This is a genomic window from Mesorhizobium sp. M0659 (genome assembly GCF_040320605.1).
Lineage (GTDB): Bacteria > Pseudomonadota > Alphaproteobacteria > Rhizobiales > Rhizobiaceae > Mesorhizobium.
In genome coordinates this window covers 1-13,658 of the sequence record NZ_JAMYPY010000049.1, presented here as the reverse complement: position 1 = coordinate 13,658, position 13,658 = coordinate 1, and the positions used below count along the sequence as shown (strand labels likewise).

Genomic DNA, 13,658 nt, shown 5'->3' with positions numbered 1-13,658 from the left:
AGGTTCTCGCCGCTGTCCTCGTTCGGCGCGGAAACCGTGCCCCGAGAAGTTATGCGCCATTGGTCGCACGAGCGCGGTTATGCCGTCTGCTGGGAACTGGTCAGCCAGAAGCCCATTCGGCGCCGGAGCCCCGAGGCACGCGTCAGCGGTGCCGCAACCTTGCGAAGAGGTTGGAGCACAACGTACCGCTGTTCGCGGACCTATTCCAAGCGGCAGAACGCATGAAGCGCCCCGGCTATTAAGCCGGGGATGTTCGACGCGCGATTAAATCATTCTATTGATCCGATAGCGGCTTGGCGGCATTATCACGCCCATGACAAAGGTGTCATGGCCAAGCGCTGCCCAGGTATATCGCGCCTTGGGAGGATTCCCGGCGCGCGGGAGCTACTTGTGCCCTTGCCCAGTACCAAGTCACGGGCAAGGGAAAGGCGACCGCCATCCCTCCCTCTCTGTCGCATGGTCGAAGGATCATGGGGTCGAATGGCACTACATCGCACCGGGCAAGCCGATGCAGAATGGTTATGTCGAATCCTTCAACGGTCGCATGCGCGACGAGCTCTTGAACGAGAGCCTGTTCTTCGGCCTCGACCACGCCCGCAGCGCCATCGCCGAATGGCGGGGGGACTTCAACACCGCGAGGCCTCATTCCTCGCTCGGCTACCAGACCCCGGCAGCCTATGCCGAGGTCATGACCGCAACCGGCTCCGACGCTGTGCTGATCGAAGGCTCCGCGCCTCCGCCGGTTGCTCAACCCGCGCCAGACGGCGTAACAGAAATGATCTGATCCCCAGACTGGACCGTTCAGAATTGGAGTTTTCCGCTGTAGTTTCCCGGCTGGGAGAGGAGCGGAAGCGATGAAAGCATCGAAGTTTTCGGACGCGCAGAAGGCGTTCATTCTGAAGCAGGGAGCGGATGGGTTTCCTGTGGCGGAGATCTGCCGGAGGGCCGGGATCAGCCAAGCGACCTATTTCAACTGGGAAGAAGAAATATGACGGGCTGCTGCCGACAGAGATGAAGCGGCTGAAGCAGCTCGAGGACGAGAACGGCAAGCTCAGAAAGCTGGTCGCCGACCTGTCGCTGGACAAGGAGATGCTGCAGGACGTGATCCGCCGAAAACTGTGAGGCCTGGTCGCAAACGCGAGCTGGTGGCCGATACCTGTGCTGATTTGGAACGTGTCGATCCGGCGAGCGTGCCGTGTTCTGGAGTTCGACACCTCGACCTATCACTACAAGTCCCGCCGCCGTGACCAGGCCGGCCTCGAAGCTCGGATCAAAGACATCTGCGCGACGCGGGTTCGCTATGGCTACCGGCGCGTGCACGTGATGCTCACGCGGGAGGGCTGGGACATCAACATGAAGCGGACCTATCGCATTTACAGGGACTTGGGCCTTCAACTGAGGAACAAGACGCCGAAGCGCCGGGTGAAGGCGAAGCTGCGAGACGATCGCCAGCCAGCCGTCGAACCCAACGACGTCTGGGCGATGGACTTCGTTCACGACCAGCTCGCGACGGGCAAGAAGATCCGGGTCCTGACGGTCGTAGATACGTTCTCACGCTACGTGCCGGTGCTCGACCCACGCTTCAGTTACCGCGCCGAGGATGTGGTCAGGATGCTGGAACAGGTCTGCCCCAAGATCGGCTATCCAAAGACGATCCGGGTCGATCAAGGCTCGGAGTTCGTCTCCCGCGACCTCGAGCTGTGGGCCTACACCAGGGGCGTCACGCTCGACTTCTCGCGACCGGGAAAGCCAACGGACAACGCTTACATCGAAGCCTTCAACGGCCGCTTCAGGGCGGAATGTTTGAACGCCCACTGGTTCCTGACGCTTGCCGACGCGGCCGAAAAGTTGGAGATTGGCGCAGATACCACAACGAGGTGCGCCCACATGGCGCAATCGGGCACAAAGTTCCGATCTCGTTGATCAATCCCGATGGCGCCGTCAGCCCGCCATCGTGAAACAGCCGGAAAACTCCACCTTCCGGCGGTCCAAAGAATGGTATCGGATCAAAAATGGTCGCGGCTCTAATCGCCATTGGATGACAGTTCGGTGGCAGCTCAGCGCCTTCACGGGTAACATTATAGGTGAGGCAACGAACATGACGTAATCGCGGGAGCGGTGGCCACCAAAGCTGTGGCGGCGATGTTCGGAGCTCTAGCCGGCTGGCTGTCCCCCGCTAGGATGAAGAACGGGCTCACGATCGACACCGGGCCCAGGCATCGAACGGAGGACAGCCATGAAGCAGTATATCGGTCTCGACGTATCCATGAAAGAGACGGCAATATCGATCCGGCAGGACGGCAAGAGGATTTGGCGGGGCAAGTGCGCGTCCGACCCGCAACTGCTCGCGGCGGTGATCCGCAAGCGCGCCCCGTATGCCCGGCGGGTCGTGTTCGAGACGGGGCCGCTGTCGGTGTGGTTCTACCATGCGCTGACGGCAGAGGGGCTGCCGGTGATCTGCATCGACGCGCGGCATGCCAAGGCTGCGCTCGATATGGCCGCGAACAAGACCGATGCGAACGATGCCGATGGTTTGGCACATCTGGCCGAGGTCGGCTTCTACCGAGAGGTTCGGGTCAAAGGTTTCGACAGCATGCTGATCCGCACGCTGATCACCGCGCGGCGCCAGCTTCTTAAGATGCGTTTGCAGATATCCAACCAGATCCGTGGGTTGATGAAGACGTTCGGCCTCGTCGTGCCCAGGGGCGCAGGCAGTGTGTTCGAGCGCAACGTTCGCGACCTTCTGGAAGGCGAAGCAAGCTGGTGCGCATCGTTGCACCGATGCTTCAGGCGTGGAGTAATATGCGAACCCAAACAGCAGAGCTGAGCAAGCAGCTGGCCGCTATGGCGCGTGAGGACCAGCACTGCCGTCTGCTCATGTCAGTGCCCGGCGTAGGCACCGTCACAGCCACCGCCTTTGCCGCAGCCGTGGAGGATCCGGCGAACTTCAGGAACTCGCGCGCCGTGGGTGCATGGGTGGGCCTGACCCCGAGGCTACCAGCCGGCGAGGTCGATAATGACGGCCATATCTCGCGCCGTGGCGACAATCAGTTGCGCGGACTGCTATACGAGGCGGCCGCGGTCATCCTGAACCGGTCGACGGATACTAGCACCCTGCGAACCTGGGCATTGGAGCTGAAAGAACGGCTCGGCTTCAAGCGAGCGGCCGTGGCCCTGGCGCGCAAGCTGGCAGTGATCATGCATGCGATGCTCCGGACGGGCGAGCTGTTCGATCCGCACGGAGGAACACCCGCCGCAGCCTAATCCTGCAGACGCTCGTCTGCGACGATTTCAGGCCATTCAACCGATAGCGTTCTTCCAGGACGCACCGAGCCGTCCCTGCCGGGACGTGGCTGAGATCATTCCGCGAAGCGGGAAGCAACTGCCTCGTTAGCAGAGTGCGTAACGAACATAGGAAGATCTCACCTGCGAAACTCATCCTGCGGCGATCTTTGCATCGACCGCATAGACGACCCTGTACCCGGCATACGAACGAACGAACGAGCATGGACAGAAAGGACGACTGCCTTGCATCTACCACCTTGACAGCCGAGCGATTAGACGACCCGCTCGGTAACATTTTGAGGCAATGTGCAGGCCGCGCCCACCTCCATTTCCATCAGCCGCTCGGCGGCAACGCCGATCGTCTCCCGCAACAGATCGGTATCCGGTCTTCTCCACGGGCGTGCGCAGCTTCATCACATCGGTGGGTCCTTCCGAAATGGGTTGGCGTCAACAACCAAATCCTACCGGACAGCGCGCCGCGCGTGACGTCCTGCTGGGCATCCACGGCGGCGCCCAGCACGAAGCCGCCCGCGGCTCCGCCGTCTTACCAGCGGGTCAGTTCGTCGGCGTTCGTGTCGGGTGTGCCGACAAATGCGCTGCGCAACGTCTCCAACGCGATCTCTCGCAGCGTGAGGTTCTTCCCCCTGGCTACACGCCAGATGCGATCGGTGCATCGGTGGTGGACGGAAGTTGTTGCCGATGTCGCCCAGCGCCGCATGTTGGCGGCCGAGCGAGATGCCGTCGTCCGAACCACCGTTGCGAGCGATCTGAAACGAAGATAGGCATCTCGTCGACTTGCTTGCGCCTCACCTGCTCTCAATTGCATCAACGTTCGGACGACGATCACCTTCTCATCTGGCGCGACCTGCACTGGTGCGGAGAGTGAGGGCCGCTGTCCTATTCGCCAAGGATCGGAAACGGTGCGATCGACAATCGATTCAATCGACGGCACGCTAAAATATCGCTGCGGTCCCAGCACGGCTGGGTGAGGCGGCGACAACATGGCGTAGATCGGCGCGAACTCTTCCGCCATCGGATCAGGCTCATCCACCTCAACCTGCTCACCAGCCTCCACACAAAAAAGGCAAAAGCCCACTCCCCTTCGGTCGCGATCCATTGCGACAGTGGGATGGGCAAGACGATGCTTATGAAGCATCGGAGACGAGCACCCGCGGAAGCCGGTTCCGGCCAAGGCTTTGTCTGGTGTTGTCGAGTGTGCGACAGAAGAATGTTCAGCCGAGACCTAGTTGCATTTTAGTTAAGTCGTTGATTAGGCGCCACGGCTAGTCTGATTGTCATCCTGCGCTGTTGGCACGAATCTTGATCGTCGATGCAGGGGCGGCAAACACTGCTGACCCTTTTACCGTACGGCTTCGTGCGCGTTAGCCAAAACATGCAGACTACAAGGAAGGTGCCCATGCGTCGCTCGCCATCAGTTCCGATCAAAATCGTTAAATGGCCAACAACTAGAGTATACGAAGAGTTTCCTTGTTCGCGTGTCGCTCAATTCCCGAACACTGCTAACGACGGGAACGCGGTCGAGTTCGGCCGTTACCTTGATCAGACTTGCGGTGTTGTTCAACCTCGAAAATTGTTCGATTTGATGGTTGCATTTGCTCAGAAGTTCGACTGCTCATGGACGGCGTATCTCCCTCTAGCACACTGCTCCAAAACTTCAGAGCCGCTCCACCGCGCTCCGGCGACAATGGTAAATTATCCAAATGAATGGCAGAAGCGATACCGGGATATGGATTATGGCAAGATAGATCCCGTCATAAAAAGAACTAAACATAAACAAGGCGCACTTCGATGGACCGATGTGTACGCTGATGTAAACACGACCGAAAAGGAGCGACGCATTTTTGACGAGGCTGCAACTTTCGGACTGAGATCCGGGGTTACGGTTCCCTTACACGGCCCAAACGGCAGTTTTGCAACAGTGAGCTTCGCTAAACGCACTGATCACGAGATTCCAAGTAAAATCGTTACACTCTTAGAATTAACCGCACGACATTTTCACGTGAGAATCGATGCATTCGGTGGGCAGGGCTGCATTGGGCCGGAGACTAGTCTCTCTGCCAAGGAAAAGGAATGTATTCTCTGGGTCGCGAGAGGTAAATCATCGCAGGATATAGGAGCGATCCTTGGCATTTCTGGAGATACTGTTAATTTTCACGTAAAGAATTCTATGCGTAAATTGGGATGCAGTAGCAGAACAGTTGCAGTTGTAAATGCACTGAAATCAGGGATCATCGACGTGTGAGCGGGGCAAGGCCTCCGTACTCTCAGATCTGCCCCTCAAACCCGGACAGCCCAACTCCCGATAGCCCGGGCATCATCCAGTCGAGCACAAGAAGACTAGGAATCTGCTTGAGGCAACAGCGTTGGTAGCACCCTTCGCCGATCTCAATCGGTTGATCGGGGAGAGCGTCCAAGTCGTGGTGCTGGGCGGCCGCGTTATCGTGCGTCATGCGGGCGAGGTGGTGGCGGATCATGCCTTGTGTGTTGAAGAGGAAGCTGTCGTTTCCGGTTTCGAGGATGTGGCAATGGTGGGTTAGCCTGTCGAGAAGCGCGGTCGTCATCTTGGCGTCGCCGAAGACACTGGCCCACTCGCTGAAGCTGAGGTTTGTGGTGATGATGACGCTGGTGCGTTCCTAGAGTTTGCTCAACAGATGGAAGAGCAATGCTCCACCTGATGCACTGAACGGCAGATAGCCAAGTTCGTCCAGGACGACGAGATCAGAATGCACGAGGCGATTGGCGATCTGGCCGGATCTCCCCTGAGCCTTCTCCTGTTCGAGCGCATTGACCAGTTCGACCGTCGAGAAGAACCGAACCCGCTTGTGATGATGCTCGATGGCCTGCACGCCGAGGGCGGTCGCAATATGGGTTTTGCCTGTGCCGGGGCCGCCGACGAGCACAATGCTGTGGGCCTCGTCGACGAATTCGCAGCGATGAAGCTGCAGCACGAGTGCCTCGTTGATCTCGCTGCTGGCAAAATCAAAGCCGTTGAGATCGCGATAGGCTGGAAAGCGTGCGATCTTGAGCTGATAGGCTGGAAAGCGTGCCATCTTGAGCTGATAGGCTGTCGACCTGACCTCACGTTCCGCCGTCTCGGCCTTAAGCAGTTGCGACAGGATCGGAATGGCGGCTTCGAACGCTGGCGCTCCCTGTTCGGTGAGTTCGCCCACAGCTTGCGCCATGCCGTGCATCTTCAGGCTCCGGAGCATGATGACGATTGCGCCGCTGGCAGGGTTATGACGCATGGCGCACCTCCAGGGCCTGCCTCAAGGCATCGTAGCGTTCGACATTTGCTTTCGGCTCATTGGTGAGCGTCAAAGCCTGGGGGGCGCTGATGGTTGGGGGCGTGAGCGATTTGCCGTCGACGAGCCGATGGAGAAGGTTGAGCACATGGGTCTTGGTTGGAACACCGGCTTCCAACGCCATCTCCACGGCCAGGAGCACGGCCTGCTCGTCGTGTTGCAGGACAAGTGCCAGGATCTCGACCATCTCGCGATCGCCGCCCGGCTTCTTGAGCAAATGCTGCTGCAACGACCTGAATGCATCGGGAAGTTCGGCAAACGGTGCTCCGTTGCGTAGGCGCCTGGCTTGCGCTGAACGACAGCCAGATAGTGCCGCCAGTCATAGATCGTCTGCCCTGGTCGATCATGCGAGCGATCGATGATGCGACGATGCCCCTCCGCAGCGACAACGACACGATCCGGATAGACCCGAAGGCTCACGGGCCGATTGGCAAAGGACGCCGGAACGCTGTAGCGGTTGCGCTCCAGATGCACGAGGCAGGTTGGGGAGACCCGCTTGGTGTATTCGACAAAGCCGTCGAAGAGACGGGACGCCGGCATGAGAGCCTGGGCTTCCTCAGCCCAGATATCGGCAATGGTGCCGCGCATTTTTCCATGCGGGGTCTTGTGCCAAAACTCTTGGCATCGAAGCTCCAGCCAGTCGTTCAGGGCTTCCAGGGATGGAAAGCGTGGAATCGGTTGAAAGACCGATGACGCGCATCCTGGACGTTCTTCTCGACCTGTCCCTTCTCCCAGCCAGAGGCCGGATTGCAGAACTCAGGCTCGTAGAGGTAGTGGCTGGCCATGGCCATGAAGCGGACATTGACGTCGCGCTCCTTGCCGCGGCCGACCTTGTCGATCGCTGTCCGCATATTATCGTAGATGCCGCGCCGGGGAACGCCGCCAAAGACACGGAAGGCATGGTTATGGGCGTCGAACAGCATCTCATGCGTCTGCAACAGATAGGCCCGGACGATGAAGGCCCTGGAGTAGCTGAGCTTGGTATGGGCCACCTGCAGCTTGGTGCGTTCATGGCCGATGATCGCCCAGTCTTCGGACCAGTCGAACTGGAACGCTTCACCAGGATCGAACGAAAGCGGCACGAATGCTCCGCGCCCTGTCGTCTGTAACTGCTTCTGCAGATCAGCCTTCCACTCCCGAGCGAAAGCCGCAACACGACCGTATGACCCCTCATAGCCAAGGCTCAGCAGATCTGCATGAAGCTGCTTGATCGTGCGTTTCTGTTTGCGGTTCCTTTTAGCCTCCGTCCTCAGCCAGGCTGACAAACGGTCGGCAAATGCGTCAAGCCTGCTCGGCCGCTCTGGAACCTTGAACTTCGGCTCCACCTCGTCCACCCGCAGGTATTTGCGCACCGTATTCCGAGACAGCCAGTCCTGCGGCTAATCTCTCGGATCGATAAATGCTCTCGAAAATGCCAGCGTCGGATCACGCTCAATAATGCCATGTCGATCACTCCGTAATCCCCGCTGAAAAAACGCAGGGTAAGGGTCAAACATGGGTCAATTCTCGGTGGAAATATCCTGGGTTGCCGGGTCAGTTCTCAGTGGCAATCAACAAGGCCTGCGGGTCTCGGAGATCATCGATCTCAACCGGGACTCGGTCATGCTGGGGCACGGTGCCCACGTGCGATGCGTTGGCAAGGGCCGCAAGGAGCGAAGTACGCCGCTCACCAAGGTTGCACAGCAAGCCCTTCGGGGCTGGCTCAACGAGCCCAGGAAACGGGGCGCAACGGCTCTCTTTCCGAACATGCACGGCGGCAGGCTGAGCGCCGACGGCGTGCAGGCGCTGCTGAACAAACATGTCGCCAAGGCTCGCGAACACTGCGTCATCCTCCGCTCGAAGCGGGTGTCGCCTCATGTTATGAGGCACAGCGCTGCCATGGAGCTGCTGCAGGCGGGCGTCGATTGTTCGGTCATCGCCCTATGGCTGGGCCATGAGGCGATGGAAACGACGCTAACCTATCTTCACGCACATCTTGAGCTGAAGGAATCCGCACTTGGCAAGCTGAAGCCATACGAACGCGCAAAGGCCGAACGATTTCGGCCAAACGACCGACTTCTTGAATTCCTGAACGCCCTTTGAGCATGAGAACTATGCCGAGTGTCAACGACCGGCTCTCGGTCGAAATGGCGGGCAAAGCGCTTCATACCGCCATGTTCGGAAGAGGCGCTCGGCATAGTTTGGCGTTCGGCATAAACCGCCAAGATGAACCAGGTCGATCCGCACGCCTGGCTCACCCAGACCCTCGAGCGCATCGCCAATGGCTGGCCAAACAGCGCTATCGAGGCGCTCATGCCTTGGAACTACCACCGCTGAACGGCATCAGCTACCCGCTTGCAAAGGAGGGCACCCCATTGATGTTCCGGTAACAGGGTCCCCTTATCCAGCGTGCCGCCGCGATCTCTTCCCAATAGCTCTCAAATATCTCGGGGCGTCAACCGCGCTGTCACTGAGCCGACGACATGTCTTGAGCCCACGGGCCGCTTCAGCTCCCACTTAAGTGGGTCGACCAGAAGCTATGGAGAAGGCCACTCAACCCTTGGCTTCTGAAATACTCGGATTAACCTGGGGCCTCGACCGCCACCAAGTGAGGTAAAGAGCAATCATCCAGAGCACTGGGAGAAGCGTCAGAAGGGATGCCACTGCGGCTACAGTCGGGTCTACCTCGTTTCGTATATTCTCCCACATCTTAAGCGGCAGTGTGTAAACCGAGAATCCGCTTACCAACGAAGTGATTACGACCTCGTCAAACGAGTGGACAAATGCGAAGATGGCTCCGCCGATGATGCCCGGTCGGATCAAGGGCAAGGTAACCCTCAGGAAAGTCTGCAGCGGTCCGGCCCGCATGCTCTGGGCCGCCTGCTCAAGGCGTCGGTCGAAATTCGCCAGGGTCGCTGAGACGATTACGGCGACATAGCCCATCGCGCCAATGGTGTGCGCAAGAACGATGCCGGTCTGGGAGCCGACCAGACCAAGATCGATCAGCCCGAGGTAGGTCGCCACGCCCACAACGATGACCGGAATCGTGATCGGCGTCAGGATCACCATCGTCAGGAGGCGGCGGGCCTGCGGAGCGGCGCGGCTAAGACCGAGGGCGGCAAGTGTGCCAAGAACGGTCGACAAGATTGTAACCGCGACGCCGATCTGGATGCTGGTCCAGGCGGCCTTGTACCAGGCCGGATCGCCGAAAAAGGAACGGTACCATTGCAGCGACAAACCAGAAGGCGGGAATTCTAGGAACGCCCCGGCGCTGAACGACATGATGATGACGACGATTTCAGGAAAAAGCAGGAAAGCCATGACCAACGCGATGAACGCCGGGCCGACGATCTTCAACCAGCGCTCCTCGCCCCCCGCCTTGTATAGGTGGGCAGCCCAGCGCTTTGCCCGATATGGCATGGGGAGCTCACCGAATTGGCCTTTCAACGCGCCAAATGGCGGTGGCCGCGGCAGCCACGACTTGCGCGCAATTTGACCCGAGGGAGCACTTCCGGAAAGGTCGAGCCCGAGCAACGACAGCACGACAACGGCTATTGCTAGAAGAACAAAGGATGCCGCCGCGATCCTAGCCACGTTGAAAGACGTTTGGACCTGGGCAGCGATAAACGTCGACAGCATGGCGTCGCCCAAGCCACCAAGCGCAGCAGGCGTGATGTAGAAGCCGAGGCAAATCACAAACACTAAGAGTGAGCCGCTGCGTACACCCGGCAAACTGAGTGGGAAGAACACCCGCCAGAAAGCAGTGAACGGCCTCGCACCCATGCTGCGCGCTGCCGACATCAGCGACTTGTCGATGCCTATCATGACGCTTACGAGAGGTAGGATCATCATAGGCAGCATGATATGGACCATGCCGACATAGACGGCCATGCGATTGAAGATCAGTTGCAGCGGTCCGGATATGAGCCCGAAATAGAGCAACAGGTTGTTGATCAGGCCCGTGTCCCCTAGGATTACAATCCATGCATAGGTCCGCGCTAGGAAGCTGGTCAGGTATGGGATGACGACGAGCACCAGAAGTGCCATTCGCACAGGCTTCGATGCCGCTACCATTACATAGGCAGTAGGATAACCAATCACCAGGCAGACAAATGTGGCGATGGCACTGATCTCAACCGTTTGAAAGAGGACTCGGATGTTAGCCGGCTGGCCTAAAAACATTTGGTAGTTAGCGAGGGAGAATTCTGGGGCGTTAAGACTGGTTAGGAACAGCCGTACGATCGGTATGCCGAAAACGACGAGCAGGACTCCCAGGGCCGGAAAAGCGAGAAGGACGGGCAAACGGCCCAGTCTCTGAAGCAATTGCATTCGTGTTGTCCTTCCTTGCGCTTCAGGTGGCGACGAAGCGCACGTCCGAACGTAACCAGTCAAGCTTTACTTCATCGCCAAGTCGGAAGATCTGCTGCCCCGAGGCAACATGCTGACGTACAACGAGCAGACTGTCGCCAACGCGTACATTGTATTTCCGCAGCGGTCCGGCGTAGATCATGTCGTCGACCGTACCGATGGCGAACTGGCGTCGATCGGCATCAGCGCGTTTGGGCTCCCCGGTTGCAGCTATACAAACCCGCTCGGGGCGGATCATGCCTACAGTCCCCGAGGGTTGCGCTGCGTCGGATTCAACTTCGAAACCGAGATCTTCAAGGATGTTTGCCTCACCGAGGAAATTCGCTACGAAGCGTGTCATCGGCCGGTCATAGAGAGTCTCGGGCGTGTCTGTCTGCTCGATCTTTCCGGCGCGCATGACGACGATACGATCTGAGAGCGTGAGCGCCTCCTCCTGATCATGCGTGACGCATATGGTGGTCTTGCCAAATTCCTTATGCAAGCTCTTAATCTCGCCTTGCATTTGCTCGCGCAGATTGCGGTCGAGCGCGCCGAGTGGCTCATCGAGCAGCAGGATCGGCGGATCGGCGATTAAGGCGCGGGCAAGCGCTACACGCTGTTGCTGGCCGCCGCTCAGTTGTGAAGGCATGCGACTGTCAAATTCTCTGAGATGAACGCGCTCAAGGATGCTGTCCACCCGCTTTGCCCTTTCGGCGGCACCTATGCCGCGCATCTCCAGCGGGAATTCCAGGTTTCGGCGGACTGTTAGGTGTGGGAACAGCGCATAGCTTTGGAACACGATACCCTGGTCGCGGCGGTAGGCCGGCACCGCGGCTACGGACTTACCCGCAATGAGGATGTCGCCCTTCGTCGGCGCCACGAAACCGGCGAGTAGCATCAGCGCTGTGGTCTTGCCCGAACCGCTGGGACCGAGGATAGTCAGAAACTCGCCACGACGGACGCTCAGCGAGAGATCATTGACCGCAGTGGCCTGACCATACGTTTTGGTGACGCTTCGGAATTCGATTTGAGCGGGGATTGAGCTCGACTCCAATCTGTCATCCTCCAGGTGTGACGGTCCCGACGGCGTGGCCGTCGCCCCTGCGGTCGCATGGGTTGTTGGCCAGATCTTCAGCAAAGAGTTCTGCTTCTTTAGAACGGAAGAGTCGGACATAGTTACTCCAATATGATCAGAAGGTCGGCAAAGCCGACCTTCTGAATTGTAGTCGGCTGGCAGTGACTACGTGGGCTAATTAACGCAGAACCCAATCACTCCATCGCGCGGCTAGAAGTTCTGCATTCGTCTTGCCATCCGACCCAACCTCTGCATACCACTCGCTATTTATCCGCAGGCTATTCTTCAAGTAATCAGGATGGCTGGCGAGTTTTCGGGCCAGCTTGTCGGGTATCGTCTTGAAAGCGTTGAGGTTCGTGGGGCCATAATTCGTGAGTTGAGCGTAGGCCGCTTGGCGATCCGCGCGAGTCGCAAACTCGATGAACTTTTGAGCATTTGTCGCGTTAGGGCTGCCTTTTGGGATCACCCAATAGTCCCAGGTGATCTTGGCCTGATTGCGATTGATTTCGATCGGATCACCCTGATCAATCAGCAGTTGCGCGCGGCCGTCATATGAATTCATGACCTCCCCGACTCCGCTACGCATCAATTGCTGGCTCTCGGAGCCGCTAGTCCACCACTTGCGGATGTTCGGCTTTATCTGGTCCAGCTTGGCAAAAACTCGATCGACATCCATAGGATAGATTTTGTCGGTTGGCACACCGTCTGCCATCAAGGCCTCCTCCCAAGGCCCTTCTTCTCCCAACTGACCCGACACGAGTAAGCGTGCGCCGGGGAACTTCTCGACATCCCAAAACTCGGCCCAAGTGTTCGGTCGAGGCTTGTCCACGGGGAACTTCTTTATGTTCCAAACCATCACGTAACCATAGACAAAGATGCCGACCCCGAAAGGCTGCCGAACGAAATCTACGATACCGTCGAGTTCCTCCTTTCTGTAAATCGAATAGTCAATATGCTCGAGGAATCCTTTTTTCGCTGCTGGAATCGCGGAGCCGCGGCCCAAAGGCGCCACGTCAACCGTCACGTTGTTCGTCTTCACCATCAACTCGAGCTGAGCCGCCTGGAAATCCTGCGTGATCGCGGTCACCTTAATCCCCGTCTCGGCTTCGAACGGCTTTGCGAACGCTTCGATGGCTGCTTTGCCCACGGCTCCCCCGTAAACAAGAACCCGCACTTCCTTCGATTGCGCGGAAGCCCTTTTCGCGAACGACGGCAGTGCTCCTAACGCGAGTGCGGTCGACGCGGTCTGGACGAAACGCCTGCGATTAATTGAGAATTTCATTTCGTTCACCCTCTGTGGTCCCTGTCGGGTTGGACTTTTGAACATCGTCGGACGGCCAGCGCCGTCTCGTTCCCTATCGTTTTTATCTACTTTGAGGTGGCGTTCAGCGCTGCATTGATGCTCGGCCCAATCGAATGGCACGTCAGCTTGGTCCCAATCCATCTCGAAGCTGGCCATATTCAATGCGCCAATAGCGACGCATGTCAATTCTCTAATTGATATGATCCACTAATGGGCTGAGTGCGACGCATCTTTCGGCGCTTGTGGGAAACGGGCCGTTGCTCACATTGCCCTGGATCGCAGGCGGAGGGCATGCCCTCCTTCAATCGTTCTGGAGTTCAGACACCACGCCTCTTCCTACCGAGCG

General features: G+C 58.3%; 7 protein-coding genes and 6 pseudogenes. 7 read left to right on the top strand and 6 right to left on the bottom strand.

The window, feature by feature from the left end:
- The 4 genes and pseudogenes from NKI31_RS31600 to NKI31_RS31585 form a co-directional block, all read left to right on the top strand.
- The coding region (locus NKI31_RS31600; protein WP_352653430.1) for a hypothetical protein at nt 1–225 on the top strand (225 nt) is incomplete at its 5' end.
- A gap of 226 nt (nt 226–451) precedes the next feature.
- Nucleotides 452–784: pseudogene (locus tag NKI31_RS31595) on the top strand (integrase core domain-containing protein); the annotation flags it as partial.
- 70 nt (nt 785–854) lie between these two features.
- A pseudogene (locus NKI31_RS31590) lies at nt 855–1,958 on the top strand (IS3 family transposase).
- A gap of 278 nt (nt 1,959–2,236) precedes the next feature.
- A pseudogene (locus tag NKI31_RS31585) lies at nt 2,237–3,264 on the top strand (IS110 family RNA-guided transposase).
- 565 nt (nt 3,265–3,829) lie between these two features.
- Here NKI31_RS31585 and NKI31_RS31580 read toward each other — a convergent pair.
- Nucleotides 3,830–4,441 carry a hypothetical protein gene (locus tag NKI31_RS31580; RefSeq protein ID WP_352653429.1) on the bottom strand — a complete coding sequence of 204 codons (612 nt, stop codon included), beginning with the start codon at nt 4,439–4,441 and terminating at the stop codon, nt 3,830–3,832.
- A 261-nt stretch (nt 4,442–4,702) separates the two neighbouring features.
- Between NKI31_RS31580 and NKI31_RS31575 the strand changes: the two genes are divergently transcribed.
- Entirely contained in the window at nt 4,703–5,548 is an 846-nt protein-coding gene (locus NKI31_RS31575) for a LuxR family transcriptional regulator (protein WP_352653428.1), read from the top strand.
- 244 nt (nt 5,549–5,792) lie between these two features.
- On the opposite strand, the pseudogene istB reads toward NKI31_RS31575, so the two are convergent.
- Both istB and istA read right to left on the bottom strand, forming a co-directional pair.
- Nucleotides 5,793–6,551, bottom strand: a pseudogene (gene istB / locus NKI31_RS31570) (IS21-like element helper ATPase IstB); the annotation flags it as partial.
- Nucleotides 6,541–8,052: pseudogene (gene istA, locus NKI31_RS31565) on the bottom strand (IS21 family transposase). The pseudogenes istB and istA, both read right to left, overlap by 11 nt.
- 50 nt (nt 8,053–8,102) lie before the next feature.
- Between istA and NKI31_RS31560 the strand changes: the two are divergent.
- Both NKI31_RS31560 and NKI31_RS31555 read left to right on the top strand, forming a co-directional pair.
- Nucleotides 8,103–8,690 (top strand): tyrosine-type recombinase/integrase, encoded by a 588-nt coding sequence (locus tag NKI31_RS31560; protein WP_352653427.1) that lies wholly within the window; start codon nt 8,103–8,105, stop codon nt 8,688–8,690.
- A gap of 114 nt (nt 8,691–8,804) precedes the next feature.
- Nucleotides 8,805–8,924 (top strand): annotated as a pseudogene (locus NKI31_RS31555) (transposase domain-containing protein); the annotation flags it as partial.
- 216 nt (nt 8,925–9,140) lie between these two features.
- On the opposite strand, the gene NKI31_RS31550 reads toward NKI31_RS31555, so the two are convergent.
- The 3 genes from NKI31_RS31550 to NKI31_RS31540 all read right to left on the bottom strand — a co-directional run bounded on the left by NKI31_RS31550 (nt 9,141) and on the right by NKI31_RS31540 (nt 13,468).
- Nucleotides 9,141–10,916 carry an ABC transporter permease subunit gene (locus NKI31_RS31550; RefSeq protein ID WP_352653426.1) on the bottom strand — a complete coding sequence of 592 codons (1,776 nt, stop codon included), beginning with the start codon at nt 10,914–10,916 and terminating at the stop codon, nt 9,141–9,143.
- Between the two features lie 22 nt (nt 10,917–10,938).
- On the bottom strand, nt 10,939–12,108 hold the full coding sequence (locus tag NKI31_RS31545) for an ABC transporter ATP-binding protein (protein ID WP_502899217.1): 1,170 nt from the start codon (nt 12,106–12,108) through the stop codon (nt 10,939–10,941).
- A gap of 79 nt (nt 12,109–12,187) precedes the next feature.
- Entirely contained in the window at nt 12,188–13,468 is a 1,281-nt protein-coding gene (locus NKI31_RS31540) for an ABC transporter substrate-binding protein (RefSeq protein ID WP_352653425.1), read from the bottom strand.
- Between the last annotated feature and the right edge of the window lie 190 nt (nt 13,469–13,658).